27 protein-coding genes, 1 tRNA gene, 1 other RNA gene and 1 pseudogene are annotated in these 26,427 nt (G+C 67.3%); 12 read left to right on the top strand and 18 right to left on the bottom strand.

All coding sequences use genetic code 11. The features are described from left to right. Positions 1-269: 269 nt before the first annotated feature. Both ON37_RS01140 and ON37_RS01135 read right to left on the bottom strand, forming a co-directional pair. Complete coding sequence (locus ON37_RS01140; RefSeq protein ID WP_040715459.1) at positions 270-482, bottom strand: DUF397 domain-containing protein; 213 nt, start codon at positions 480-482, stop codon at positions 270-272. Continuing rightward, positions 472-1,371 carry a helix-turn-helix domain-containing protein gene (locus ON37_RS01135; protein ID WP_083892621.1) on the bottom strand — a complete coding sequence of 300 codons (900 nt, stop codon included), beginning with the start codon at positions 1,369-1,371 and terminating at the stop codon, positions 472-474. Before ON37_RS01135 ends, ON37_RS01140 begins: the two co-directional genes overlap by 11 nt. A gap of 296 nt (positions 1,372-1,667) precedes the next feature. On the opposite strand from ON37_RS01135, the gene ON37_RS34420 reads away from it, so the two are divergent. The 4 genes from ON37_RS34420 (at position 1,668) to ON37_RS01120 (ending at position 3,308) form a co-directional block, all read left to right on the top strand. Further along, positions 1,668-1,802, top strand: coding sequence for a hypothetical protein (locus ON37_RS34420; RefSeq protein ID WP_281004665.1), 135 nt, complete (start codon positions 1,668-1,670; stop codon positions 1,800-1,802). Further along, positions 1,795-2,064 carry a hypothetical protein gene (locus ON37_RS01130; protein WP_157171318.1) on the top strand — a complete coding sequence of 90 codons (270 nt, stop codon included), beginning with the start codon at positions 1,795-1,797 and terminating at the stop codon, positions 2,062-2,064. Before ON37_RS34420 ends, ON37_RS01130 begins: the two co-directional genes overlap by 8 nt. Beyond that, entirely contained in the window at positions 2,054-2,236 is a 183-nt protein-coding gene (locus ON37_RS01125) for a hypothetical protein (protein WP_040715451.1), read from the top strand. Before ON37_RS01130 ends, ON37_RS01125 begins: the two co-directional genes overlap by 11 nt. Positions 2,237-2,453: 217 nt before the next feature. Further along, a complete protein-coding gene (locus ON37_RS01120) occupies positions 2,454-3,308 on the top strand; it encodes an SDR family oxidoreductase (RefSeq protein ID WP_210742391.1) in 855 nt (284 codons plus the stop codon). Here the strand turns inward: ON37_RS01120 and ON37_RS30725 are convergent. Next, complete coding sequence (locus tag ON37_RS30725; protein ID WP_157171317.1) at positions 3,302-4,018, bottom strand: LppU/SCO3897 family protein; 717 nt, start codon at positions 4,016-4,018, stop codon at positions 3,302-3,304. The two genes, ON37_RS01120 and ON37_RS30725, sit on opposite strands and share 7 nt — an antisense overlap. Before the next feature lie 252 nt (positions 4,019-4,270). Between ON37_RS30725 and ON37_RS01110 the strand changes: the two genes are divergently transcribed. Both ON37_RS01110 and ON37_RS30720 read left to right on the top strand, forming a co-directional pair. Continuing rightward, positions 4,271-4,891, top strand: coding sequence for a DUF8020 domain-containing protein (locus tag ON37_RS01110; protein WP_040715449.1), 621 nt, complete (start codon positions 4,271-4,273; stop codon positions 4,889-4,891). A 168-nt stretch (positions 4,892-5,059) separates the two neighbouring features. Beyond that, positions 5,060-5,689: a hypothetical protein gene (locus tag ON37_RS30720; RefSeq protein ID WP_157171316.1), complete on the top strand. Its 630-nt coding sequence runs from the start codon at positions 5,060-5,062 to the stop codon at positions 5,687-5,689. Here the strand turns inward: ON37_RS30720 and ON37_RS01100 are convergent. From ON37_RS01100 to ON37_RS01065, 8 genes are all read right to left on the bottom strand, one after another. Then, positions 5,672-6,196 carry a flavin reductase family protein gene (locus tag ON37_RS01100; protein WP_040715447.1) on the bottom strand — a complete coding sequence of 175 codons (525 nt, stop codon included), beginning with the start codon at positions 6,194-6,196 and terminating at the stop codon, positions 5,672-5,674. The two genes, ON37_RS30720 and ON37_RS01100, sit on opposite strands and share 18 nt — an antisense overlap. Before the next feature lie 27 nt (positions 6,197-6,223). Next, positions 6,224-7,462 carry an SfnB family sulfur acquisition oxidoreductase gene (locus ON37_RS01095; protein ID WP_040715445.1) on the bottom strand — a complete coding sequence of 413 codons (1,239 nt, stop codon included), beginning with the start codon at positions 7,460-7,462 and terminating at the stop codon, positions 6,224-6,226. Further along, entirely contained in the window at positions 7,459-8,577 is a 1,119-nt protein-coding gene (gene sfnG, locus ON37_RS01090; protein WP_040715443.1) for a dimethylsulfone monooxygenase SfnG, read from the bottom strand. The genes ON37_RS01095 and sfnG overlap by 4 nt, the downstream gene beginning before the upstream one ends. 152 nt (positions 8,578-8,729) lie before the next feature. Further along, positions 8,730-10,109: a styrene monooxygenase/indole monooxygenase family protein gene (locus ON37_RS01085; RefSeq protein ID WP_040715441.1), complete on the bottom strand. Its 1,380-nt coding sequence runs from the start codon at positions 10,107-10,109 to the stop codon at positions 8,730-8,732. Between the two features lie 78 nt (positions 10,110-10,187). Further along, positions 10,188-11,618: an LLM class flavin-dependent oxidoreductase gene (locus tag ON37_RS01080; RefSeq protein WP_040715440.1), complete on the bottom strand. Its 1,431-nt coding sequence runs from the start codon at positions 11,616-11,618 to the stop codon at positions 10,188-10,190. Then, positions 11,615-12,832: an acyl-CoA dehydrogenase family protein gene (locus ON37_RS01075; RefSeq protein ID WP_040715438.1), complete on the bottom strand. Its 1,218-nt coding sequence runs from the start codon at positions 12,830-12,832 to the stop codon at positions 11,615-11,617. The genes ON37_RS01080 and ON37_RS01075 overlap by 4 nt, the downstream gene beginning before the upstream one ends. Before the next feature lie 81 nt (positions 12,833-12,913). Beyond that, a complete protein-coding gene (locus tag ON37_RS01070; protein ID WP_040715436.1) occupies positions 12,914-13,822 on the bottom strand; it encodes a serine hydrolase in 909 nt (302 codons plus the stop codon). 2 nt (positions 13,823-13,824) lie between these two features. Further along, complete coding sequence (locus ON37_RS01065; RefSeq protein WP_083892625.1) at positions 13,825-14,718, bottom strand: LysR family transcriptional regulator; 894 nt, start codon at positions 14,716-14,718, stop codon at positions 13,825-13,827. A 128-nt stretch (positions 14,719-14,846) separates the two neighbouring features. Between ON37_RS01065 and bla the strand changes: the two genes are divergently transcribed. After that, positions 14,847-15,797: a class A beta-lactamase gene (gene bla, locus ON37_RS01060; RefSeq protein WP_040715487.1), complete on the top strand. Its 951-nt coding sequence runs from the start codon at positions 14,847-14,849 to the stop codon at positions 15,795-15,797. A gap of 105 nt (positions 15,798-15,902) precedes the next feature. Here bla and ON37_RS01055 read toward each other — a convergent pair whose 3' ends face one another. Next, the gene (locus ON37_RS01055) at positions 15,903-16,610 is read right to left on the bottom strand and encodes a DUF8020 domain-containing protein (RefSeq protein WP_210742390.1); all 708 of its coding nucleotides are present in this window, start codon (positions 16,608-16,610) and stop codon (positions 15,903-15,905) included. A gap of 329 nt (positions 16,611-16,939) precedes the next feature. Then, positions 16,940-17,647 carry a DUF8020 domain-containing protein gene (locus ON37_RS01050; RefSeq protein WP_040715433.1) on the bottom strand — a complete coding sequence of 236 codons (708 nt, stop codon included), beginning with the start codon at positions 17,645-17,647 and terminating at the stop codon, positions 16,940-16,942. Between the two features lie 177 nt (positions 17,648-17,824). On the opposite strand from ON37_RS01050, the gene ON37_RS01045 reads away from it, so the two are divergent. Beyond that, a complete protein-coding gene (locus tag ON37_RS01045; RefSeq protein ID WP_040715431.1) occupies positions 17,825-18,976 on the top strand; it encodes an LLM class flavin-dependent oxidoreductase in 1,152 nt (383 codons plus the stop codon). Positions 18,977-19,000: 24 nt separating this feature from the next. Here the strand turns inward: ON37_RS01045 and ON37_RS01040 are convergent, their stop codons facing one another. Continuing rightward, positions 19,001-20,323, bottom strand: coding sequence for a carotenoid oxygenase family protein (locus ON37_RS01040; protein WP_040715429.1), 1,323 nt, complete (start codon positions 20,321-20,323; stop codon positions 19,001-19,003). 57 nt (positions 20,324-20,380) lie between these two features. Continuing rightward, positions 20,381-20,956: a hypothetical protein gene (locus tag ON37_RS01035; protein ID WP_040715427.1), complete on the bottom strand. Its 576-nt coding sequence runs from the start codon at positions 20,954-20,956 to the stop codon at positions 20,381-20,383. Positions 20,957-21,068: 112 nt separating this feature from the next. Between ON37_RS01035 and ON37_RS01030 the strand changes: the two genes are divergently transcribed. Beyond that, entirely contained in the window at positions 21,069-21,614 is a 546-nt protein-coding gene (locus tag ON37_RS01030) for a PadR family transcriptional regulator (protein ID WP_040715426.1), read from the top strand. Between the two features lie 173 nt (positions 21,615-21,787). Here ON37_RS01030 and ON37_RS01025 read toward each other — a convergent pair. Next, a pseudogene (locus ON37_RS01025) lies at positions 21,788-22,363 on the bottom strand (HhH-GPD-type base excision DNA repair protein); the annotation flags it as partial. A 140-nt stretch (positions 22,364-22,503) separates the two neighbouring features. Between ON37_RS01025 and ON37_RS01020 the strand changes: the two are divergent. Continuing rightward, complete coding sequence (locus ON37_RS01020; protein ID WP_040715424.1) at positions 22,504-23,343, top strand: methyltransferase domain-containing protein; 840 nt, start codon at positions 22,504-22,506, stop codon at positions 23,341-23,343. A gap of 78 nt (positions 23,344-23,421) precedes the next feature. Here the strand turns inward: ON37_RS01020 and ON37_RS01015 are convergent, their stop codons facing one another. Both ON37_RS01015 and ffs read right to left on the bottom strand, forming a co-directional pair. After that, entirely contained in the window at positions 23,422-24,708 is a 1,287-nt protein-coding gene (locus ON37_RS01015) for an aspartate aminotransferase type Ic (protein WP_040715422.1), read from the bottom strand. Between the two features lie 121 nt (positions 24,709-24,829). After that, positions 24,830-24,924, bottom strand: an RNA gene (gene ffs / locus ON37_RS31430) — signal recognition particle sRNA small type. Positions 24,925-25,091: 167 nt separating this feature from the next. On the opposite strand from ffs, the gene ON37_RS30715 reads away from it, so the two are divergent. Then, positions 25,092-26,090, top strand: coding sequence for a hypothetical protein (locus ON37_RS30715; RefSeq protein ID WP_051031018.1), 999 nt, complete (start codon positions 25,092-25,094; stop codon positions 26,088-26,090). Between the two features lie 55 nt (positions 26,091-26,145). Next, positions 26,146-26,230, top strand: a tRNA-Ser gene (locus tag ON37_RS01005). Positions 26,231-26,427: the final 197 nt, after the last annotated feature.

Genomic DNA, 26,427 nt, shown 5'->3' with positions numbered 1-26,427 from the left:
AAGATCTTAGTTGTGCTCGTTTCGGTCGTGCTTCCCATCGGTGACGAGGCGGATCCGGGCGCATGATGGTTTACCGCATTTTCGCCGCGGTTTGCACGGAAAGTTCGGCCCGATGCCGCGGTGCAGGTGACTCGCTCATGTCCGAGGTCCGATTACGCGGGGGGGCCGGAGACAGCGGTCCGCGGGCGGCGATCATCACCAGGTCGAGAGTGCTTGCTGCACACCGTCGCTGGGTGAGCTCGTGTCGCTCGGTTTCGCGGGGGGGTGGACTATGCGGTGGGCGGCGTGAATCTGCCTGCCTGGATGTCCGCGGTGAAGGCGTCCCACTCGGATGGGGTGAACGAGAGTGTCGGTCCGGTGCGGTCCTTGGAATCCCGGACGCCGATGGCGCCGTTGCCGAAATGCGCGACTTCGACACACTCTCCCCCGTGCTGCGAGTAGGTGCTCGTGAACCAGTCCGGGCCACCCGACTCACTGCTCACGTCCGTACTCCTCTGCGATCTTGCGCACCAGACGAATGGTGTCCGCCTCGCTCAAAGCTACCTGCCGAATGTCATCCAAGGCTCTCCTATAACGGCTGATCACAGCATCGTCCTCGAAGAACAGACCGCCGGTGAAGCTCTCGACGAAAACCACGGGAGGTTCCGCCGTCCGGCTTGCGCGCTGCGTCGGAAAGGAGAGGAGGGTAAAGGACTGGACGAGCAGTCCGGCATGCGCGCCGGCGTCGAACGGAATCGCGCGAACGGACACATTCGCCCTGGTCGCGATCTCTGCGATATGCCACAGTTGCTCGGCCATCACTGCCCGCCCGCCGATCTGATGCCGCAATGCGGACTCCGAGAGCAAGACTTCGAGTTGAAAGTCCGGACATTCGGATAGTTTGCGCTGCCGTGTGGCCAACAACTGCAAATGTCGCTGCGCCTCGGCCTCCGAGATCAATGGATCGGTCGTGTCGATGATCCACCGGCGATACCTCGTCGTATGAAGCAATCCCGGCACCAGCGTGAGCTGGAAACTGGTTATCCGCGCACTAGCCTGCTCCAGGCTCATGTAGTGGTTGAAATGCGGATTAACCACATCCGCGTAGGCCCGCCACCACCCGCTCGAAGCATCACCTTTGGCCGCTTTGACCTCTTTCAGCAGGCCCAGTACCTCGTCTTTCGTCTCCGCGTCTACCGCGTAGAAGTCCAGCAGCTCGCGGAATTGCGCCGTGCTGATGCGGACGATCTGGCCCTCTTCCAGGCGTCCGATCCCTTGTTTGGAGATTTCGATCGCCAACCCGGCGGCCAGCTGACTCTTCCCTGCCGCCGTGCGCAATTCGCGCATCCGGCGACCCAGTGCGCGCCGGGGAAGGGTGGACCCACCTGCCATTGTCAGCCTCCCTGTCGAGTGTGGTCCAGTACGGACCCGTGCCTACTGGACCGCCCCATACTGGACGTCCGGCGACTTGCCGCCGTCCGGTCGAAATATGCAGTCCCAGAACGCTTTTCTGGGGTGTACTGAATTCACCCCGATGACCGGGAAGACCCGGAACCATCACCGCAACCGCTCCTCGACAAAGCCGACGGCGATGGGCCGGGACACTATCGAATCGCACGGAGGCGAGACGCGTAGTGGCTCATGCAGCCCCGGTCATCGGGTGGACCATCGACCGAAGGGCCGACACGATGACGATGAAGATCGAACTGGCACAACTGCTTACGAACACAACCCCACACGACGCTGCTTCGATCCTAACACCGGACGCCGCAGGTGAATATCGCGGAAACCGCATCGCCGACAACCGAGTCGACGATGCGTGAGTACCGCACCGAAGCCGGTGAATGGCAGGCGATCTGGCGGCCGGAACGACATCGCATCCGAATCGAACTGGTCCGCGGCATCGGCGGATCGGATCGAACCCTCGTCTCCTCGGCGCCTGCTTCCGACCTGGCGGATATGCGGGCCGAGCTACCCGAACTGTCCGCTCTGTGGGATGCGATCCGGCGCGAGTACTGGTCGCGCTTCCCGGCACAACACGAACCCCCACCGCATTCACCTCGCAAGGAGACAGATGACCTCTGATCACACGGCCGAGCGGCTGCGGATGCTCGGCGACCGCGCCGCGAACGCGGGCTACCGCATGGTCCGCGATCCCGCCCACCGCGAGGCGTGGTCGCTGCTGGACGCGGAGGACGGTGAAATCATCCTTCCCGCGACAACACTCGACCGCATCGCACAATGGCTCAGCGGATGACGCCCCGAGGCCACCCCCGCAGCCGCGGATCCAGCGGGACGGCGATAGGCCGTTCGAGATCCGAGCCGGGCCGGGCAGCTGGTCGCCGCCTGCCCGGCCGCTCGCGCGAGGCACCTGCGGCCCGCCGGGGTGGTCGAAAAGCCCCCTAGGGTGCCTGGCGTCCCGACACAGAGGCTCTATTGTGAACATTAATGTTCGCAAACATGGGGAGATCACAATGAAAGTTCTGACCGGCCGGAAATGCCTGATCACCGGCGCGGCCAGCGGAATCGGCCGAGCCACCGCGGTGGCCGCCGCAGCCCGGGGGATGCAGCTGATCCTGACCGATATCGATGCCGAGGGCCTGGCCGAGACGGCGGCGCGGATCGGGGCGTCCGGCGGTACGGTCCTGAACACCCGAGCCCTGGACGTCTCCGATTACGAAGCGGTCACCGCGTGGGCGAAACAGGTGCACGACGACTACGGCAGCCTGGACGTGGTGATGAATATCGCCGGGATCGCCACCTGGGGCACGGTCGAGAATCTCGAACACCGGCATTGGCGATCGATGGTCGATGTGAATCTGATGGGACCCATCCACGTCATCGAGAATTTCGTGCCGCCGATGGTCGCCGCGGGGCGGGGTGGTCATCTGGTCAACGTCTCCTCGGCGGCCGGCCTCCTGGCGCTGCCCTGGCATGCGGCCTACAGCGCGGCGAAATTCGGGCTGCGCGGGGTCTCGGAGGTGCTGCGGTTCGATCTGGAGCGCCACGACATCGGCGTCAGCCTGGTCGTGCCCGGAGCGGTCCGCACGCCGCTGGTCGGCACGGTACAGATCGTCGGGGTCGATCGGGACGATCCGCGGGTGCGACGGATGGTGAAACTGTTCGAGGGCTACGCGGTGACGCCGGAGAAGGTGGCCGACCGAATCATCGCCGGGATCGAGCGCAACCGGTTCCTCGTGCACACCTCACCGGATATCCGGATCGGGTACTGGTTCGCGCGGAAATTCGCCTGGCCGTACGAGGTGGTGGCCCGCGTGGCCAACCGCCGGTTCAGCGAGCTGCTACCGGCCCCCGCGCGGGCTCAGTAGTGCGTCACGCAGACGACGAAACGCCGTTCCTTGTAGACGAATCCACGGTCGCCGTCGGAGCAGCTGTTGACGTCGGTGGTGCCGTTCTTGATCTCCACCACCCGGACCCGGCCCGGTTCCGCTGCCGCGCAGTCGATCGGTTTGGGACTACCGTCGGCGACGCTCATGCAGCCGCCGGCGACCCAGTTGAAGTCCAGACACAGCGTGTCCGTAGCGCCCCCGGGCAGCGTCTCGGCCACCGCGCGGTCGGCATCGCCGGGGCAGTGTCCGCCCGCGGCGGCCTTGTCGGTCACCTTGTAGCGCGAATCCCGGCTGTCACAGGCGGTCTTCTGCACCGGGGCACCGGCATCGGGCACCGCGACCACCGCGGCGACGCAATCGCCGACCGCCACCGATTCGCCCGGATGCTTCTGGTCGGCACCCTTGTTCAGCACCAGCGGCTCCTCGGGAGCCGAGGAGGTCGCATGGGTGGTGGTGGTCGGCGCGGGCCCCTCCGCGGCGACCCGCGCGACCGTGGTGGTCGCCGATACCGTTGTGGCGGAGCGGGACTCGTCCGACTGATGGTGCGACGCGGTGAACGACAGCGCCGCGGCGATCAGGCAGGCCGCCGACAGCGCGGCGGCAACGACGAAGCCCGCCAAGGTGACACCGGCTTGAACACGTCGGCGCGACATGTACTCGTCCTCCAGGGCGGTAACACTTCGAACCACCCCGAACGATGATCGAAGAACACTTGCGGATTGAAGACCTCGAAAAGGAATACACCATCCGCGCGGCCGAGTCGAGGCAGAGGGCCGGAAAATAGAAATCTTTCTTTTTCACTCAACTGCTGCATCACAATTGCACAACAATGCCGCCGTTCGGGTTCGGCAATTACCAAGTCTGGCAATTAGCGTGCGACGCGATATTGTCAGCTTCCGTCCGGACCGTTCGGCCGGAAGTCTCGTGAGAAGGAATCCTGAATGAAGTTCGGCACGTTCGCCGCAACCTCGATCCTGGCAGCGATCACGGTCGGGATCAGCGCGGGAACCGTGAACGCCAGTCCCTCGGCCGCCTCGCCGGCCCCGGCCAAAGAGATCACCGCATCCGGAATCGATCGCGGAGTCGGCTATCACGCTGTGCTCAGCGACTTTTCGCGGGTCCTGACCACCGTCGTCGACCACGGACGCTTCGAGGTCAACTCCGACGCCACCGCCGTCGATCTGAAGTCCGACAACGGTACCGCCCTCGTCACGGTGCCGCTGTCCTACCGGATGTCGAACACGACGGTGCATGTCGCACAGCACATCAGCGAGGACGGGCACAAGCTCGTGCTCGAGCCCAAGCCCACCGCCGCCGAAATCGGTGAGATGCAGCCCATCAACTCGATGGCCCGCCTGACCAACGAGATCAACCAGAACATCGTCGGCCTGGTGGTCGGCGGCGTGCTGGGTGGTCTCATCGGCGCCGTCCTCGGCATGGGCTTCCTCAGCATCGTCACCGGCCCCATCGGCATGGTGATCGGCGCCATCGCGGGCGGGTACGCCATGGGTGGCCAGCCGTTCATGGACGCCGTCAACGCGGTGGTCAGCGGACAACCCTGATCGACGAGCGGGTGTCGTGGGGCGAACCGCGCCGCCCCGCGACACCGGCCTCGCTGCGACCGGTTTCCGGAAATCACGAGCGTTCTGCTTGCACCCCCGCCGAATCCGTGGCTCAATCCGACAGTGGCCGGGGAACCGTACAGATGGATCACGACAGCCGAGACCGATATGGTCGAGCTGCGCGATCCGGTGTCCGGCCGCTCCGTGGAGATCGTGCGACCCTCCGATCGCGACCTACCCGCGCCGCTGCTGCGCGAGGTCGACACGCTCGTCTTCGACTGGGCGAATCTGCTCACCCAATACGAGGCCTGGTCGGATCTGCACACGCTGTATCGCCGTGAGCCCGATGCCGTTTTCCGATCGCTGAGCTGGTTGCTGGCGCTGTGGGCCGTCGTCGGCGAAACCCGCACCGCCAAACGGGCCGACGCGATCATCCGCGACCTCGACTATCGCGGCGGCTGGCGCGAATCGCGGGATGCCGAGGACGAGCGGATCTGGATCGGTCTGACCCAGCGCGTCCGGCTGGGCGGGATCGCCGCGCTGACCGAAGACCCGCGGGCCGTGCGCGCCTATCACGACGCCTGCGCCGATCCGCCCGACATCGGCCCGATTCTCCTGCGGCACACGCTGATTCACCTGGACGCGCTGAGCCAGGACATGGTTCGCGCCGGAATTCCCGCACGCGGTCTGGCGGCCGCCGTACTCGACCACACCACGCCGGATCCGGGCCCACGGCGGCGGTTGTGCTTCCGGCCGTCCCGGCCCAGCGATCCGGAGGGACTACGCGACCTCGGCTGAGGCGACCTCGGCGCCCGGATGCAGCCGGCGAAACCGACTGCCGTGAAAGACCAGCGGTTCATGGTGTGAGCGCGTCGCCAGCCGGGTGATCTGCACCAGGACCACCTGATGGTCACCGGCCGCAACCTGGGTGTGCACCGTCCCCTCCAGCCAAGCCGCGGCACCGCCCACGAATATCGACCCACCCTCGCCGCGCTGGAGCTCCACGTCGCGGAACCGGTCCCCGGTACGACTGCTCATCTTCTGCGCCGCCTCATCCTGGTGGGCGCTGAGCAGGCTCAGCCCCAACCGCTGCGCACCGACCAGCTTGGGCCAGGTCGAGGAGCTGTTCTGGACGCAGAACGACACCAGCGGCGGATCCAGCGACACCGGCACGAAGGTGCTCACCACCAGACCGGCGGGTACCTCACCGATCTCGGCACAGACCGCCACCACCCCACTCGGGAAATGTGCGAACGCTCGCCGCAAACCGGCGCTGTCGGAGGGGATTTCGATCAATTCGGACATTGGTCACCACTTCTCGACGAACCGTGATCAGATGACGCCGTGCAACGGGGGCGGAGTGCCGTTGAGCACCGCGCGCCCGATGTGCTGGTACTTCCACCGCACCGGGTCGTGCAGGGTATGCGTGCGGGCGTTGCGCCAGAACCGGTCGAGATTCAGATCCGCTGCGGCGCTGCGTGTTCCGCTCACCTCGAACAGCGCCGCGGACACCTCGTTGGCGGCCCGGTCGGCAGTGATCTTCGCCGTGGCGACCGCGATCGAAGCCTCGGCCGCCGACGCCGCGGCACCATCGGGAGCGGCGGCACCCGGTTCCGCGATCACCCGGTCCACCACCCGGCCCGCCACCTCGAGGGTGGCCTCGGCGGCGGCCACGATCACCGCCAGCTCACCGATGCGCTGAATCACCAGCGGATCGTCGGAAGCTCGTACCACATCGGCTTCGAACCACGGTCGGCTCCGCGTCCGCACGAAATCGGCGGCGGCGTCGAGGGCGCCCCGGGCGATACCGGCATCGATGGCCGCGTGCAGCAATTGCGCGAACGCGCCGTATCCGGTGGGCGCCCGCACCGCGGCCGCGCGCGGGATCAGCTGATCACTCGCCACCCGTACCGCGTCCAGCGTGACGGTGCCGCTCCCCGTCGTCCGCTGGCCGATACCGTTCCAGTCGTCCACGATCGTGACGCCGGCCGTGTCGGCCGGCAGGAAGGCGATGTACTCGCCGGATTCCAGGCCGCTGCGCTGTCCGGGATCGTCCAATCGGGTCAGCACCGCGAGCACATCCGCGAAGAGCGAACCCGTACAGTAGAACTTCGTTCCGTCGATCCGGAAGCTACCGTCGTCCTGCGGACGCAGTGTCGTCCCGATCTCGGCGACCGTGGCACTCCCGCGTTCGGATTGCGCGTTCGCGATCCGCCCGCCCGCCAGCACCTGCCCGAAGTACCGCTCCCGCTGTGCGCGAGTTCCGGCCAGCCGCAACAGGTTCAGATAGACGAAATGGCTGTGCGGGATCTGAGCGATATTCGGATCCGTCGCCGCCAACAGCCGGAACACCTCGGCGACCACACTCGGCGGAAGATCCGCCCCACCGAATTCGGCCGGCACGGTGATCGCGAGCAGCCCGCTCGCCGACAGTCGGTCCAGTTCCCGATGCGGCAGTTCCCGTGAGCTGTCCCGCCGCGCCGCGTCGACCGCGAAGTCGGCGGCCAGCCGTACGGCCGCCGCGCGGGCCTGATCCGCCGAGGTGATCCGCTGGGCGGCGACGGCAGTCATCGACTCGCCGCCAGTTCGGGTTCGCGCTGCGCCTCCAATTCGCGAACCAGCGGCAGCACCTTGGCCCCGAAGTACTCGATCTCCTCCTGAAAGTGCAGGAAACCGGCCAGGATCAGATCCACACCGAGGTCACGGTAGGCGACGATGCGCTCGGCGATCTGCTCCGGTGTCCCGATCAACTGGGTCCGGAAGCCGTCGTTGTACTGCACCAGATCCTCGAAGGTGGAATCGGCCCACATCCCCTTGCCGTCCCGCGTGGACGCACCCGCCTGCTGTACGGCATCGCGGAAGCCCTCCACGGCGGGCCGATCGGCCTTTTCGATGATCTCGCGCAGGGTGTCGCGGGCCTCGGCCTCGGTATCGCGGGCGATGATGAAACCGTTCAGCCCGAATTTCACCTCGCGGTTGTGTTCCCGCGCGACCGCTCGGACATCGGCGATCTGCTCGGTCACGCCGTCGAAATCCTTACCGTTGGAGAAGTACCAGTCCGCGTACCGGCCGCCGTTGCGCCGCGCCGCCGTGGAGTTACCGCCTTGGAACAGTTCGGGATTCGGCCGCTCCGGGGTGTTCAGCGGCTTGGGCTTCAGGGTGAGATCACGGATCCGGTAGAAATCACCGGCGTAGTTCACGTCGTCCTCGGTCCACAACTTGCGGATCACCTCGAGGAATTCGGCGCTGCGCCGGTACCGCTCATCGTGCTCGAGCCAGGGCTCCCCGAGCGCGGTGAACTCCCCGCCGAACCAACCGGATACGACATTGATCGCGAACCGCCCGCCGGACAGGTGGTCCGCGGTGACCCCGAATTTCGCCAGCACCGCCGGGTGCCACAGACCCGGATGGACTGCCGCGATCACCTTCAGCCGCTCGGTGGCGCCGAGCAGCGCCAGGCTGAACGACGTCGACTCGTGCTGATACTCGGCGCCGTAGGACGCCGTGTAGCGCACCTGGGACAGCGCGTAGTCGAAGCCGTTGTTCTCCGCGGTGCGCGCCAATTTCTTGTTGTACTCGAAATCCCAGCTGGTGCGCTGATCGATGGTGCTGGTCACGAGCCCGCCGCTGACATTGGGCACCCAGTACGCGAACTGGGTCCGATCGGCGATCTTCTCGGTCGTCATCAAAACTCCTGTGACTGTACGGATACCCGTCGAGGCTGTGGTGGTGCGCCGAGCACGGCAACCTGCACTCGGCGCACCTCTCACTTCAACACCGCGGCCGCGATCGGACGAGGGTTTGAATCCTCAGGATCGGATCGGCGGTGCCGCAGCCGTTACGCGGGGGCGACCGCCGATCCGTAGCGCGAACGCTCGAATCGACCGGCCGGCTGGAACCTGGCCACCAACTCGTCGGCGTCCTCACCGGTGATCTGCTCGAGCAACGCGTCCGCATCGGCGAGCGAGTTGACCTGGAGCAGCGGCTGCGGCTTGTGCAGGGTGCTGACCAGCACCGAAGCGACGCGAGGATCGACGGCCGCGGCGGCGAAGAAGCGGTTGCCGATCTCGGCCAGCTCGGGATCGCCCAGGAACAGACGGGTGACCTTCACCGCCGCGTCGGCACGCGCCTGCAGGAAACCGCGGTACTGCTCCTCGATCCAGGCGGCGTCGAACGGGCCGTCGTGCGCGGCCGCCGCCGCGACCAGGCGCTGTGCCTGGATCAGCCCGCTCTGCGCGCCCTGGCCCGCGATCGGGTCGTATGCGACGGCGGTATCGCCGAGGGCGGCCACGGCATGCCCGCCCGCGGTGAAGCCCACTCCCTGCCGCACGACCGGCCGCACCGCACCCTTCAACCACGAGTGCGGGTCCTCGGCGATCACCTTCGTGGCCAGCACTTCGGGCAGATCCCAGTCGATGTAGTCCCGGTAGAGTTCGGTGACGATCCGGTGCGCGGATTCGGCGGAGTCCGCGGCGGCGAACCGCTGCTCCCAGTCGCTGCCCGGGCGAGCCCAGCCGAGGAAGGCCCAGGTGGGGCCGGCATCCTTGTGCAGATACGGACCCCACCACGCCTCACCCTGATCGGCGAAGATGGAGAAGCCGCTGTGGCCGCCGCCCGCCGCGCTGCGCGGGGCGAAAACCTCGGGGCCATAGCCCAATCCGGTGACCGTGACGGTCAGCAGGCTGCGCTGCGGCGCGGCGTACACCGTGCGGTCGTCGTCGATCGGAAACAGTTCGGACAAACCGGCGCGGCCGGTCGCGACCAGCACCAGATCGTGGTCGGCGGCGATCGAATCCAGCCGTTCCGGGGACACCGCCGCCACGACGAACCGGCCGCCGCCGGCGATGAAGGCGGTCAGCCGCTCGTCCACCTTGAGCCGGGTGTCGACGGCGACGCCGACGAACCCGTCGAAATCGCCGTCGAATCCGATCAATTCGGGGCGTTCGGGTCCCGGCCCGGCGATTCGCACGCTGAGCCCGCTGTGCTGCGGCGCCCGATTCACGTAGGTATCCAGACCGAGGGCGGTTTCGGCCGCCTGCGCCTCGCCGAAGACGAGCGCGGTCCCGGTCGCCGGAATGTCGTCGCGCAGGCTGCGTTGGTCACGTTCGCTGAAGACGGTCACGTCGAACCCGGCCTGCTGTAATCCGAGGGCGGCGGTGACACCGGCGATGCCGGCGCCGACGATGGCTGCGGTACGTTTCGAATTCTGGTTCGTCATATCGAAATACTGCGCCTGCCAGTGCCTTTCGTTGACAGTTGCGATCAGCGGGAATCGATATCGCGCCGTGCTTGCCGATCAGCGGGCGGCGATGGTGGAATCCGGGCGCACCTGTGCGTCGGGCAGGTTCGTCGAGCCCGGGCCGCCCACCCGGTACCGAGCGCCGCGGTGGTCGTCGGGCAACCGGTCCCCCGCGCCGAACAACGCGTTGCGCAATGTGCCCGGTACATACTCGCGCGGGTAGGCGCCGCGTTCGGTGAGTACCGGAACCACGTGCTCCACAATGTCTTCGAACGTGCCCGGGGTGATCGCGTAGGCCAGGTTGTAGCCGTCGATATCGGTTTCCTCGACCCATTCCTGCAGCCGATCCGCGACCGTCGTGCCGGACCCGACGAAAACCGGTCCCATCCCGCCGATTCCGGCCCAGGCGGCGATATCGCGCACCGTCCATTCCCGGCCGTCGTCGTCGAACTCCTGGAACGCCGCCACCGCCGAGCGGATCGCGTTGCTGTTCACCTCGCCGATCGGATCGTCGAGGTCGTAGCGGGACAGGTCGATTCCCATCCAACCCGACATGAAGACCAGGCCGCCCTCCACGCTGGCATAGGACCGGTATTCGTCGTGTTTACGCTGTGCCGCTTCGTCGGTGGCGTCGGTGATGATCGTCGCCAGCGCATAGATGCGTGCCGCGTAACGATCCCGGCCCGCGGTTTCCAGCGCGTCGCGGATTCGGGAAACAGTTTGCGCCAGAACTCGTTTCGACGGTGCCGCGACGAATATCGCCTCGGCGTTCTCGGCGGCGAAGGTGACTCCGCGCGGCGATGCGCCCGCCTGGTAGATCACCGGCGTGCGCTGCGGCGACGGTTCGGACAGGTGAATACCGGGCACGGTGAAGTGCTTTCCCACGTGGCCGATGTGGTGCACCTTCGCCGGATCGACGTAGATGCCCTGGGCGCGATCGCGCACCACCGCGTCGTCCTCCCAGGAACCCTCCCAGAGCTTGTACAGCACCTCGAGATATTCGTCGGCGTGGTTGTAGCGCTCGTCGTGGTCGAGATGTTCGGATTCACCCATATTCGCCGCCGCCGACGGCAGGTATCCGGTCACGACGTTCCAGCCCAGGCGGCCGTTGGTGAGATGATCCAGCGTCGACAGCCGCCGCGCGAACGGGAAGGGATGTTCGAACCCGGTACCGGTGGTGATGCCGAAACCCAGATGCTCGGTCACCGCGGCCATGGCCGAGACCAGCAGCAGCGGATCGGCCACCGGCACCTGAGCGCCCTGCCGCAGCGCGGCGATGTCGTTACCACCGTAGATGTCGTAGATGCCCAGGACGTCGGCGATGAAGATGCCGTCGAAACGTCCCCGTTCCAGCAGCTTCGCCAACTCGGTCCAGTAGCCGAGCTCCTTGTAGCGATGGGACTGATCCTGCGGATGGCGCCACAGCCCCGGTGACTGGTGCGCGACGCAGTTCATGTCGAAGGCGTTGAATCGGATCCGTCGAGTCATCGCCGGCCGCCGTCCCGCGCTCCGGCACTCCAGGCGAAGGGCAGTTCGGCGCCGTTGAGCAGATGATCGCCGATCGCGCGTGCCTTCTGGATCGCCGGGTTGTGCACCGAGATGGTGCGGGCATTGCGCCAATGCCGGTCGAGCCGAAGCGTTTCGGAGGTGATGGACGCTCCGCCGACCTCGAACAGGTCGGTCGTCGCGGTCAGCACGGTCTCGATCACGCCGAGTTGTGCCTGCGCCGAGGCCAATTCGACCGCATCCAGCGCCGCCTCGTCCTGGGCGCCCGCGGCCAGCACCTCGTCCAACAGGTCGGCGACGGCCAGCACACTGGCCCGAGCACCGAACGCGGCGGCCGACAGCTTGCCGATCACCTGCTGCACCAAGGGGTCGTGACGCGGCAGATCGGCGGCCGAATGGGTGTAGGAGCGGGTGCGGTCCGCAACCCAGGCCCGCACATCGGATTCGGCGCGCTGAGCGATACCGGCGAGCACCGCCAACTGCACCAGCTGCAGATACGAGGTCGCGTACGTGCGACCGGGCGCGCCGTAGCCGGGGCCCAGCACCCGTTCCCGCGGTACCCGGACGTCGTTGAATTCGGTTGTGCCGCTGGCGGTCAGCCGCTGGCCGAAACCGTCCCAGTCGTCGTTCTGGCGGACACCGTCGGCCTTCGCGTCGACGAGGACCGAGACCCGTTCACCCTCCCGATCGGCCGCGACCAGGATGTAGTCGGCATACAGCGAGCCGGTGCTGTAGTACTTGGTGCCGTTGAGCAGCCAGTCGGTGCCGGCGCCGGGCGTGAGCCGGGTGCGATAACGATCGACGGCGCCCACCCCCGGTTCGGTGATCGCATTGCCGACCAGCGATCCGGAGCCGGCGGCGCGCAGCCAGTACTCGCGCTCGGGGCCGGGCTCGGCCAGCAGCTGATCCTCGACGAAGGAGAAATGCACCCGCAGCGCCTGCGGCAGATTCGATTCCGCTGCGGCCAGGTCGATCAGCAGCCGGAACAGCTGGCGCACACTGACACCGAAGCCACCGTATTCGGCGGGCACGCGCAGCGCGCCGAACCCGGCCTGCCGCAACCAGTCGACCTCCTCGTAGGCCAGGCGGCGGTCGATTTCCCGTTCCACCGCGCCGGCCGCGATGCGGTCGAACACGGGTCCGAAGATGTCGTCGAGATCGCGATCGGAGATCTGCTGTGGTGCTGTGGAGGCCATACCCGACGATGACCCGCCGGTGCGATTCGCTCACCGGTTACACGCATCGGGAACAAAACTGTCCGGCAACGATGGGAGCCGTCACGACGGGCGCATCCGCAGTTCGTCGTGAATGATCCGGGCCGCGGTCGCCATCGCGGCCTCCGCTCCGGGCTGGATCACGGCAGGGACCCGCGACCGGGTCAACACGGCGACGGCCAAGGTCTGCCCGTCGGCGTGTTCGGCAACGCCCGTCTCGTGCCGCAGATTCAACAGCGTGCCGGTCTTCGACGACCACCGGGTGGCGTCGGAGCTGAAATCGGGTGCGAGACGTTGGCGTAACAGATTGGCGGCCAACCACTCCCGGATCCGGGCGGCGGCCGCGGGGTGCGCCCGGACCGGCCGCCACAGTTCGGCGAGCAGATCGACGAACGCCCGGGCGGTGCCGGTATTGGCATGGCTGATGTCGAGCTGGGCCACCGGGTGACCGCGCCCGGCCGTCGCGGCCTCGATGGCCAGGGCGTGCGCGAGATGCCCGTCCGCCGGTGCGAACCGTTCGGCCGGGGTGCGCACCAGATCATCGGCCAGGTGGCGCACCGTGATGCCCGGATGACCGAGGCGGCGCAATTCGGCGGTCACCGCCTCCGGCGGGGTCAGCTCGAACAGCGCGTCGGTGGCGGCGCCGTCGCTGATCGCGATACTCAGGTACATCAGGTCCTCGACCGCGACCGTGGCCGGATGACGAAATCTGCTGAGCCCGGTCGGCCCCGCCACCGTGCTGCGGCCGGGCAGTACGCGCATCGGTGCGGCCGGATCGATCTCACCGCGTACCACCCGTTCCATCGTCGCCAGCGCGAGCGGCACCTTGACGAGGGAGGCGATCGGCAATTCGAGGTCGGCGTCGATGCCCAGCTCGTCACCGGTGTCGAGATCGCGGACCAGCACGGATCCGTCCAGGCCCGCGTCGCTCAGTTCCGTGCGTGCCCGGCGCAGTGCCGTCGAGACGCCCACGTTCAGCTCCGTTCGTTCGCGACGACGGCATCGGGCACACCCAGACAGCGTCCGATCGATTCCGGCGCCACCGCGCGGATGCGTTCGGCGTCCTCGGGCAATCCGGCCGCGATGTCGTATCCGCGGGCCGGTTCCAACTCACCGATGGCTCGCCAGTGCAACCCCAGGTCCGCGGCCTGAGCGGGTGAGCACAGCAGCAGGTCCGCACTGTCGAAGACCTCGGCGACCGCGGTCACCAGCGATCGGGCCACCACGACCTGCGCCGGCCGCAGCCCGAGCGCATCCCGGCAGCGGGTGATCCGATCCCGGATGTGCGGCAGATCGTCCTCCGGCTGGATCCACACCCGGCGCCGCCGCTGTCCCTCCGAAAGCCGCAGTACCCGAAGGGTTTCCAGATAAATCGGGGTGCGATCCGAGCCGGTGGCGTCGGCCAGCCCCAGGGGCACCCGCCAGGCACCGCGATCGTCGGGCACCGCCACTATCGCCGCCCGGACCTCATGGGTGCGGACGAGCTCCGCGCGGCGGGGCGGATCGGCCGGTTCCGGTTCCAGCCGCACATCCGCCTGCCGGCAATCGGCGATCAACCGGGCCACCGGCACCGGACCGCAGATGGCGGGCAGCGCCAGCCGAAACGGACGCTGCCGGGCGCGTTCGGCGTGCAGGTCCAGGGCTTCGGCCGCTTCCACCAACCGTCGCGCCGAGGGCAACATCTCGCGGCCGAACGAAGTCAGCGCGGCGGTGCGCGAGGTTCGCTCCAGCAGCCGAGCGCCGAAGTGGCGTTCCAGCGCCGCGATTCGCCGGCTGGCCACCGACTGCGGGATCTGCGCGGCGGCCGCCCCCGCCGTGAAACTGCCGAGACCGCTCACCGCGACGAATGCCTTACAGGCGGCCACCATGTCCACGACCGCGCAGTCTATGCCGAATCGGCATTGATCCCGCCACAACTGTCTTGGACAGCATGCTCTGGGTCCTGCCACTCTGGCTGCGAGCGCTCACCGCCACCCGCACGCCAGGAATGGATACGATGACTTCTCGCCGCACCAGGCCCCCGCGCGTCCGCCGCGCGACCGTACTGATCGCGTTCGCCGCCCTCGTGCCGCTGAGTGCTTGTGGCGCCGACACCGGCGCACCGGCCACCCCGGCGGCCACCTCCACCTCGGCAGTTCCCCTTACCGGCGAATCGCTGGGCGAACTGCACCATCTGGAAGCCCGGCTACGGGGACGGCTGGGCCTCTACGCCCTCGACACCGGAACCGGCCGGACCGTCGAATACCGTGCCGACGAGCGCTTTCCGTACTGCTCGACATTCAAGGCGCTCGCCGCGGGCGCGCTGCTGAGCACGCTGCCGCCGGCCGAACTCGATCGCCACGTCAGCTACACCCGGGCCGATCTGGTTCCCAATTCCCCGATCACCGAACCGCACGTCGAACAGGGCCTGACGCTGCGGGAGATCCTCGATGCCGCCGTCCGGTTCAGCGACAACACGGCCGGCAATCTGATGTTCGCCGAACTGGGCGGACCGCAGGGCCTACAACAGCGCCTGCGCGATATCGGCGATGCGACCACGCGGATGGACCGCACCGAAACCAGTCTCAACGAGGCCGTTCCGGGAGACGAACGCGACACCTCGACGCCCCGCGCGCTGGCCGCCGATCTTCGTCACTACGTGCTGGATCCGTCGGTGGCCGCCGACGACCGCGAGGTCCTGACCGGGATGCTGCGCGCCAACACCACCGGCGGTGCGCTGATCCGCGCCGCCGTACCGACGGATTGGCAGGTGGGCGACAAGACGGGCGCGGGCGCGTACGGAACGCGCAACGATGTCGCCGTGGTGTGGCCGCCGGGGCGGGCACCGATCGTGCTGGCCGTACTGACGACCCGCGATCGGCCGGACGCCGAATACGACAATGCCGCCGTCGCCCGCGCCGCCGCGATCGCGGTCGCCGGCCTGGACGGCCCGCCCGTGCCGCGCTGAGCGATGGACAACGTTGCGGCCCATGCGGGTCCGTAGCGCGGAGACGCCGGGCGCCCCGGGTCGGTGCCGATCGACCCGGGGCAACCCGGCGGATACCGTTTCGCCCTACTTGGCCGGAGCCGCAGGGTGGAACGGCGCGTTGATGGTCGTGAAGTACTGGACCGCCGCCAGGATCGCCACGGGTGCGGTCACCAGCAGCTGCCCCGCGAGGGTGCCCAGGGCACCGACCGCCACGATGCCGCCCAAGCAGCCGACCACCGCGGCGGGCACGAAGCCGCCGAACAGCCCGACGATCGCCGCCGAGGCCACGGTCGCCCCCGCGATACCGCCGAGGACGCAACCGGCCGCGCCGCCGGTGAGGCCGCCCACCAGCGTGCCGATGGTGGCTCCCGTGGAGATGGTGTTCACCATGCGAGTCCAGGCCGCCTGCTCACGGTCGTACGGCGTCTTCCACGGCGCGCTGTCCTCGAACGGCAGCGCGACCGGCTTGTAGACCGCATGCTGCACGTCGAACTGCGGCGTCAACGTCGCGGTGCGGCCCGAAATGTCCGCGGCGATCGGGAATTCGAAATCGTCTACCCGGAACTTCAATTCGGTGCCGGCCAATGTCGTTCCGTCGGCGGCCTTGATCTTGAATACGCCGTTCTCGTTCACCAGTGAGCCGGCGTCGGTCGAGATGACGGTCGACTTCTCGGTGGTCGTCGCGGTGTATCCGACGGCACCGGAATCCACTGCCGGCGCCGCTTGTACGCTTCCCGCCGCGACGCCGGTCGCGGCGGCGACCGCGACCGCGACCGCGGCGAATTTCCTCATCTGCACTGCTCTGTTCCTCATCTTTCGGCTGCGGCTGATTCGCGCAGCGGCTGGCCGTCCTCGTATCGCGGAGCCATACATCGCCGGGGGTAACCGAATGCATTCGTCCGGATCGGCGTATTCCAGTGTGTGCGAAAGAAAGAAATACAACGAGGTTAACAACCAGTGCGATTCGAATAGACGAGACGCTGCAAACTAATTCGATCTCACAAATTAAAAGAGCGTATCCGACTTAATTTTTCGCACAAAAAAACACCTCCGCACCGAGTGGTGCGGAGGTGTTTTCGCTCGATGACCGCCCGAGGCTCAGCGCCGGCCGGGCAGCGGGCTCACTTGGCGGGAGCCGGCGCCGGCGGGTTGAACGGCGCGTTGATGGTGCTGAAGTACTGCACCAGAGCGCCGATGGCGACCGGTGCGGTCACGAAGATCTGACCGGCCAGCACACCCAGGAAGCCGACGGCGGCGGCACCGGCGACACAGCCACCGAGCGGGCCGAGGCCGAACAGGGTGGCCAGCGCACCGGTGGCGACGACACCGAGGGCAGCGCCCGCGATGCAGCCGACCGCGGCGCCACCGATACCACCGACCACCGTTCCGATGGTGGCGCCGGTGGCGACGGTGTCCTTCAGACGGGTGAAGGCCGCGACCTCACGCTCGTAGGGGGTCTTCCAGGGGGCCGACTCCTCGAACGGCAGCGCGACCGGCTTGTACACCGCGTGCTCCAGATCGAACTGCGGAGTCAGGGTGGCGGTGCGGCCCGAAATATCGGCAGCGATCGGAAATTCGAAATCGTCCACCCGGAACTTCAATTCCGTTCCCGCCACCGTGGTTCCGTTCGCGGCCTTGATCGTGAACACACCGTTCTCGACGGCCAGGGACCCGGAATCAATGGTCACGGTCGCCGATCTGTCGTCGCTGGAAGCCCGGTAACCGACGGCGTCCGCGGGTGCGGCGGGAGCGGCGTTCACGGTTCCCGCCAGGGCGCCCAGGGTGGTTGCGACCAGCGCCGTGAGTACGGCGAATTTCCTCAATTTCACTGCTACTGAATCCTCAATCTTCCGACTGCCGGCGGGGCCGGGCAGTACAGGTAGCCGTGTCCGGCACGACACACGGCTCGGGACAGTTTGCGGACATACGACGGAGCCGAACCAGAGTAAGAACCAGCCCGATTTCAACCGGTGACTCGCTCCAGGTCGTCGGCCATCATCGCTCGAATGAGTCTGTCGTTCCACTGGTTCCTTCCCACCTATGGCGATTCCCGCAATCTGGTCGCCGGCGGCCACGGCACCTCGATGTCCGGTGACCGCCCGGCATCGCTGCGCTATCTGAATCAGATCGCCGGGGCCGCGGAGGAGAACGGCTTCGAGGCAGTGCTCACGCCCACCGGCGCATGGTGTGAGGACGCGTGGCTGACCACGGCGATGCTGGTGGAGACGACCGAGACGCTGAAGTTCCTGGTCGCTTTCCGGCCCGGCGTGGTGAGCCCTACGCTGGCCGCGCAGATGGCCGGCACCTTCCAGCGGCATTCCCGCGGGCGGCTGCTGCTGAACGTGGTCACCGGCGGCGAACCGCACGAGCAGCAGGCCTACGGCGACTTCCTGGACAAGGAGCAGCGGTACGAGCGCACCGGCGAATTCCTGCACATCGTGCGGGAGTTGTGGGAGTCGGTGGAGCCGGTCACCTTCGAGGGCCGGCATCTGCAGGTACGCAACGCGCAGTTGAACAATCGACCGGACCCCATTCCGCCGGTGTTCTTCGGCGGCTCCTCGGCGGCGGCCGGGCCCGTCGCGGCGCGCTACGCCGACACATATCTCACCTGGGGTGAGCCGCTGTTCGCGGTGAGCAAGAAGTTGGAGTGGATTCGCCGCCTCGCGGTGGACCAGGGCCGCATCCTCGATTACGGCCTGCGCATCCACGTGATCTCGCGCGACACCTCCGAACAGGCCTGGGCCGAGGCCGACCGCCTGCTGGCGGCGGTGAATCCCGCGGATATCGAACGCGTACAAGCGAATCTGGCCAAGAGCGAGTCCGAGGGCCAACGCCGGATGCTGGAACTGCACGGCGGCAGCACCGATCGGCTCGAGATCGCCCCGAATCTGTGGGCCGGGGTGGGGCTGGTGCGTGGCGGCGCCGGAACGGCTTTGGTCGGCTCACACGAAGAGGTGGCCGAGCGCCTGATCGAATACTCGCGGCTCGGCATCACCCACTTCATCCTGTCGGGGTATCCGCACGTCGAGGAGGCGTACTGGTTCGGCGAGGGGGTGCTGCCGATTCTGCAGCGGCGCGGACTCTGGCAACCGCCCGCGGACCGCGAAACGCGCGTCGCCGCAACACCGTTCGCCACCGCGGCCGCGAGCAGTAGCTGACGGCCGCCCGGTCGGCGATGGTTCTCATCGCGGGTCGGCGATCCAGCTGCCGTGGAATCCCGCGGGCACTCGCCTCGGTAGCCGGATCGCGGCGGTGCGGCTGAGATCGCCGGCATCGAGCACCACCAGCTCGGAACCGTGCCCGGCGCGGTCGGAGACTATCGTCAGCAGCCAGCCCTCGTCCTCGGCGCGGGCGTCGGCCGCGGGCACGAAAACCGCTTCGCCGGGCGCGAACTCGGCGCCCAGCTCGTGTGCTGTCGAGTTGCCTCGGTGCAGATCGTATTTCACGATCGCGGAATCGGCGGCGGCGTACAGGTAGCGGGCGGGCAGGCCGGTGCGGGCTTCGTCGTGCGTAGGGAACTCGACGTCCCGGTCGTCGCATGCGGTTTCGGTGACGGTGCCGGCGTGGATATCGAGTATCCAGCGGTGCAACGCCGCGGTGGCCGTCCCGGGCGATCCCGTACCGCCACCTCCGATTCCGGACCACAGGGCCGAGAAATCCGCCGGGGCGTACCGCACCGCGTCGAGTACGACCCGGCCGTGGGCGTCCTCGTGGGCATTGCCGACATGGAAGACGTAGCAGGGGTCGATGTCGAACCACCGCACCGGGCCGCCGGCGCGCGGCATCACCCCCAACCGCGCCGGATAGGTGTCCTCCCAGCGAAACGGCATGCTGCCCAGCAACTTCGGGTCGAAGACGACCGGCAGATCCAGCCACACCACGTACTGCTCGGTGATCGCGAAGTCGTGCATCATCGTCGGTCCGCCCACCTCGACGACTCGGCTCTCCACCAGTTCGCCTGCCGCCGAGAGACGGTGATATGTCAGGTACGGCGGCGCGAAACCGTAACCGAAGAAGAGCAGTTCGCCGGTGCGTGGATCGCGTTTGGGATGCGCGGTCATCGCGGTGGTGAGGCGGCCGCCGAAATCCCGGCAGCCGGCGGTCTCCACCTCCGGCGTCAGCTCGTAGGGCAGGCCGTTCTCGACCAGGGCAAGGATCCGGCCGGCATGCGAGATCACATGGGTGTTGGCCGGCACCGCCGCGCGATCGAGGGTGCCGTCCGCGCGTACGAAGGGCGCGTCCGAGGTGAATCGTGTGGTCCGCACCCAGCGATTGCGGTACCACTCCGCGCGGCCGTCGCGCAGCCGCACCCCGTGCACCATGCCGTCACCGGCGAACCAGTGTGCGCTCGGGCGGCCCGGTCGCGGGTTCGGCCCGTTGCGGAAGTACCGGCCGGTCAACTCCACCGGCAGGACCCCGTCGACCGGAAGATCGTGGGCCTCGATTTCGTCGGATACCGGTGCGAGCAATCCGGTCAGCCACGGAGCCGTCGACGATTCGGACATGGATATTCCTCTCTGGATGGGCGGATCGGTTCGGGTCGGACGTCGGGCGGCGGCCCCTCACGCGGTGGGGTTCAGCGCGGTGACCGACCGACGGCGGACGAGTTCGGGGTAGCGAGCGGTGAAGAGGGCGGCCACGGCGACGAAGCCGACCTTGCAGACGATCAGGGCGGCGAGGGCATGCGGTGTCCGGTGCTGAACGTAGGCCGACAACAGCGCTTCGGCGGTGAAGCACAGCGCCCACACCGTCGTGATGATCACGTTGGTACGCACGAAAGCGGTGGTGCCGGCGATCTGCTCGGGTACCCGGCGGCGCGCGATACCCAGCGTGAACGGCCGGCGCAGCGCCAGACTCAGCCACGCGGTCGCGGCCAACCAGCCCATTGCCAGCGCCGTCCCGTAATCGAGCACCGGCGAATCGGGCCTGGCTACCGCCACGAGCCCGAACAGTGCCATGAATCCGGCGGTGGACAGGTCCAGGATCAGTTCGTCGAGGCCGCAGCCGGCGCGGCGACCGACACCGATCAGCACCCCAGCGCTGATCAGACCGCCGATCGCGCCGACACGGTTATCCACACCGCTCCCCACCGCGAGCACGATCCACGGCACGAAGCTTCGGGCGTAGTACTTCCACACGGGCTGCGACCTTTCGTCGACCTACATGTCACATCTGACATGTCGAAGTTAGAAGGTGCGGCCACAACATGTCAATACTGAAATGTCAGTGTCGACATGTTAGGTTCGAGGCATGAGCCTCCGATACGCCGTGCTGGGGCTGCTCGCCGACCGCGGCGCAGCCAGCGGCTACGACCTGCTGAAGATCTTCGAGATCTCGCTGGGCAATGTCTGGCCGGCGACCCAGAGCCAGCTCTACGGCGAACTGGGCAAACTCACCACCGACGGCCTGATCGAGGTCACCGAAGAGGGCCCGCGCGGGCGCAAACAGTACGAGATCACCGAGTCTGGCCGAAAAGAGTTGCGGCACTGGATGATCGAGGTCGAACCACAACCGGTGCGGCGCGACGAGGCGATGCTGCGGGTCTTCCTGCTCGGCACCGTCGAACCGGAACAGCGCCGCGCCTACCTCCGCAAATCGGCCGCGAGACTGGAGCGGCGACTGGCCGAACTGCGCGAGCTGGAACGCAGTATCGACTGGGACGACGACGACCTGTCCCATTACGGCCGGCTGGTGATGGATTACGGCAAACAGCTGCTGGCAATGCGCGGCCGCTGGTTCGCCGCAGCCGCCGAACGGCTCGAATCCGCATCCGGCGAGACGGCCCGCACACCGTAGCCGACGATCCGCGGCGCCCCTGGCCGGAGCACCGTGGCATGGAACTACTTCGCGGACCGAGCTTTTGCGGTCCCGGGCTTCACGGCCTCGGGCTTCGCATCAGTGCCCTTCGCAGTCCGGGCCCTCGCAGTCCGGGCCTTCGTGGTCGCCGTCTTCGTGCTCTTCGCGGCGGCGCTCTCCTTGGCCGCCGCCTTCATCTGCTTCTTGAAGGCCCGAACCTCGAGCAGCGAGTCGCTGTCGACGATATCGGCGGCCGAGCGGCGGGAGTTCGGCTCGGAATAGGCGCCCGCGGCCTGCTCCCAGCCCGCCGGACGCACGCCGAGTTGTTTTCCGAGCAGCGCGAGGAAGATGCGCGCCTTCTGATCGCCGTAACCCGGCAGCTCCTTCAGCCGCCGCAAAACCTCTTTCCCGTCCGGATCGTCACGAGTCCAGATCTCCGAGGTCTTGCCGTCGTAGTGTTCGACCACGTAGCGGGCCAGTTCCTGGGTACGCCGGGCCATCGACCGGCCGTAGCGGTGAATGGCGGGCGGGGTGGCCCCCAATTCCTCGAATTCCTCGGGATCGGCCGCGGCGATCTTGTGGACATCGAACCCGTCCATCCGGTCGGCGATCTTCTTCGGACCGCGAAAAGCGTGTTCGAGCGGAAACTGCTGATCCAGCAGCATCCCGGTCAGCAGGGCGAAATCGTCCTCCGACAACAGCTTGTCCGCCTCCGGCTCCTGCGCGAGGCACAGTTTGCGGCTCACCATGTATCGATCATGGCAGACGGCCGGATTTCCGCCTACCGGCCACCGTGACCGACCTCACATGCCTACCCACCCGTAGGTTCTCCGCGCGCGTAGGGTGAACAGCCATGCCCGACACTTTGGCAACACCAACGGTGGAAGATATGGCGCCCACACACAGCTCCTCGGCAGACGGTTCCTCCCGTTCGGGTCTGCGACCAGACCGTTTCGATCGCGCGGGTCGCGACCAACTCATCGACGTCAACGATCTCCAAGCCGCACTTCCCGGTATCCGGGGCCTGCGTCGCTGGGCACACGATGCCCTGGCCGTCGCACCCGGCGAGAGCGCGGTGGACATCGGATCCGGCACCGGCTCGGAAGTCATGGCCTTCGCCGACGCGGTCGGCCCGACCGGCGAGGCGGTCGGCGTCGAGCCCGATCCGAACCTGCTGGCCGCCGCGGAACGCCGCGCCGCTCAGCACAATTCGTCCGCCCGTTTCGTCCCCGGCGACGCCTACGGCCTGCCCTTCGGCGGCGACACCTTCGACGCCGCCCTGTGCGAGCGGGTATTTCAGCATCTGACCGCCCCGGCCCGAGCGGCCGGTGAAATCGCCCGGGTGCTGAAGCCCGGCGGACGCGTGGTGGTGATGGACAGCGACTGGGGAACCGCCATCGTGCACCCCGGCGACCGGTCGGTCGTGCGCGAGGTGATCGAAACCCTGATCACCAACACCACCAACCCGTTCTCCGGGCGGCGGCTGCCGGGCCTGCTCACACAGGCCGGGCTCGTCGTCGACGACATCGGTTCGCATGCGCTGGTCCAGGACGCCGCCGCCGGTGCCGGTGCGCTGGTCGCCCGCATCTCGGCGATGGCGGTGGCCCGCGGCGCGATCAGCGAGGCCCAGCGGGAACAGCTGCTGACGGAACTGGAGGCCGGAGCCCGGTCCGGGGATATCCATCTCTCGGTGACGATGTTCGCGGTACTCGCCCACAAGCCGCAGTAGTCACCGCACGACCGAAACGGCCGATGGTTCCCGCCCGGTGATCGGGGGAACCATCGGCCGTCCGGGTTCGGTGACCGCCTACTTCTCCAGCAGTTTCTCGGTGGCCGCGAGCAGGACGCAGGTCGCGAGGCCGTCCATCGCCTTCTCCAGATCACCGAGCGACGGGAAGCTGGGCGCGATGCGAATGTTCTTGTCCTCCGGGTCCTTTCCGTACGGGAAGGCCGATCCGGCCGGGGTCAGCGCGATACCGGCCTCCTTCGCCAGCGCCACCACCCGCGTGGCCGTACCCTCGACCACGTCCAGGCTGATGAAGTAGCCACCCTTCGGCTCGGTCCACGACGCGACCTTCGACGCGCCGAGCCGATCCTCCAGAATCTTCAGGACCAGTTTGAATTTCGGTTCCAGCAGCGCCCGGTGCGCCTGCATGTGCCGGCGCACGCCCTCGGCGTCGCCGAAGAAGCGCAGATGCCGCAACTGGTTGATCTTGTCCGGGCCGATGCTCTTCTTCGCCGCGTATTTCAGGTACCAGTTCAGGTTCTCGCTGGACGAACCGAAGAAGCTGACACCAGCGCCGGCGAAGGTGATCTTCGAGGTGGAGGCGAAGACGAAGGGCCGGTTGGCGTGACCGGCCGCGGCGGCCATGCCGAGCACGTCGTACACCGGCGCCGCGGTATCGGTGAGCGGATGCACCGCATAGGCATTGTCCCAGAACAGCCGGAAGTCCGGAGCGGCGGTGGGCATTGAAACCAGTTCGCGCACAACCTCTTCGGAGAAATTCACGCCGGTCGGGTTGGAGTAGTTGGGCACCGCCCACAGACCCTTGATCTGCGCGTCGGCCGCGACCAGCTTCGCGATCTCGTGCACATCCGGCCCGTCGTGATTCATGGCGATCGGAATCATCTGCACCCCGAGCGATTCGGTGATCCCGAAGTGGCGGTCGTAGCCGGGGCTCGGGCACAGGAATTTGATCGGCTCGTCCGCCCAGCGGCGCTGCGAGTCGGCGGTGCCGTGCAGCATCGCGAAGACGATGACGTCGTGCATCAGCTCCAGGCTGGCGTTGTTGCCGGCGAGCAGATTCTCCACGGGAATGCCGAGCAGCTCACCGAAGATCGCCCGCAGCTCCGGCAGGCCGTGCAGGCCGCCGTAGTTCCGGCAGTCGGTGCCGGTGCCGTCGCGGAAGTCGTCGGGGCCGGGCAGCGCGAGCAGACCGGTCGAGAGGTCCAGCTGCTCCGGCGACGGCTTACCTCTGGTCAGATCCAGCGTGAGCTTCTCGGTCTGGAGCTTCGCGTAGTTCGCGGTCTGCGTCTCGTATTCGGATACGAGTTCCGCATGGCTCATCAAACCGATCTGCGTTTGCCGGGGCATCCTGAGCAGCCTTTCAAGCAGCGAGGTAACAGGTTGACGGACGGTGCGCTTCTGGCGCCGGTCCAGCCGACCACGTTACTCGTCGTTTGCGCCGCGTGGCAGCCGACTTTCCCCGGAAAAAGAAAGGGGACCCCGCGCACCCGGCAGAGCCCGTTGACCCTTGCTGCCTTCCGGCCCTGGGGGAGTTCACAGGATGCACGCCGCGCGGGATCCGTCGGCCAGTGTAGTCACATCTGCCCGCAGACGACCAATCCATGCCGTCGATCGGCGATCGCCACCGGATAGGGCGCCCGCATCACCCCGGGAGAGGAATGGCGTGGAAGTCGATACGATCACCTCCGACATTTTCGAGGGGGCTTCCGCGCCAGGACCGGAGGAAAGACGTGACAGGCAGCAACCCACCGCACGGTGGTTCCGATCATCAGGGGCAGGGAAATCCGCCCAACGAAACCGTGCACTGGTGGTCCACGCCGGCCACTCCCGAGCAGCCGCTCACCGGCACCGATCCGACGGTCATGGGGGGCAGGCCGGGTCCGGTGACCGGCACCGATCCAACCGTCCTGGGCGCCGGGTTCGATGCCTACCACAGCGCGCCACAGCTGCCCTACGCCCAGCAGCCACCCTCCCAGCCGAGTTACCCCCAGCAGCCACCCTCTCAGCCGAGCTACCCCCAGCAGCAGTTCGCGCCGCCCTACGCCCAGCAACCGATGTATCCGCAGCCGGGTAAGAAGAACAACACGCCGTGGATCGTCGGCGGGGTGGTCGGCCTGGTCGTGGTGATCGGAATCGTCATCGGCGTGATCGCACTCACCGGCGGCAGCGACAGCGGCGGCGGCAAGACCGGCGTCGGCGGTGACAAGAAGGTCGACGGCAACTACTCGATGGGCAACATCACCGATGCGTGCTCCCTGATCGATCCGACCGTCCTGCGCAAATGGGCACCCAACCCGAAGAGCAAGCCCGAACACACCGAACGCGCCCCCGACCCGAAGTTCGGCGGCGGTTCACTGAGCTGCCGCGTGGGCTACGACGGCGCCGGCAAGTACGGCACCAACGGGTCCGATATCGACCTCGACGCCGACTTCCAGAGCAAATACGGGGAGCCGGAATTCAACAGCTGGAAGAACTACGACACCAAGACCACCGGCAGCGGACGCACCTCCGGCGCCATCGCCGGCATCGGCGAACAGGCCTACTACGCGACCTACCAGCAGGACTACTCGAGCTTCGACACCCTCGACTACACCTGCGCCGCCCTGGACTCCAACGTCTCGGTCAAGGTGAAACTCAGCATCCAGACCGACTCGACGATCGACACCACCGAGGTCGGCAACGTCTGTAAGGACCAGCTGAAGAAGGCCCTCGCCGGCCTGCACAAATAGGCCGCTACCAGCCCCATTTGTTGTTCCCCCGGGTCGACCCGGTATATTGCTCAGCGGAGGATTCGCCTAGTGGCCTATGGCGCTCGCCTGGAACGCGGGTTGGGTTAACGCCCTCAGGGGTTCAAATCCCCTATCCTCCGCAGAGATCGGCCCAGGTCAGCTGTGCTGACCTGGGCCGTTCTATATCCGGAGACCGGCACGGCCGAGAAGTTCTGCTCAGCTGCCGACGCAGCACCGGATACGGATTCGCGGCCCACCGCCCTGCCTTCCATCGAGACGGGATTGCCGCCGGTACAGTCCGATGCGATCAACCAATGGTTCCTGACTGTCTCGTGCT

The sequence above is a fragment of the Nocardia veterana NBRC 100344 genome (assembly GCF_000308855.1).
Classification (GTDB): Bacteria; Actinomycetota; Actinomycetes; order Mycobacteriales; family Mycobacteriaceae; genus Nocardia; species Nocardia veterana.
This window is presented reverse-complemented; position numbering and strand designations above follow the sequence as displayed.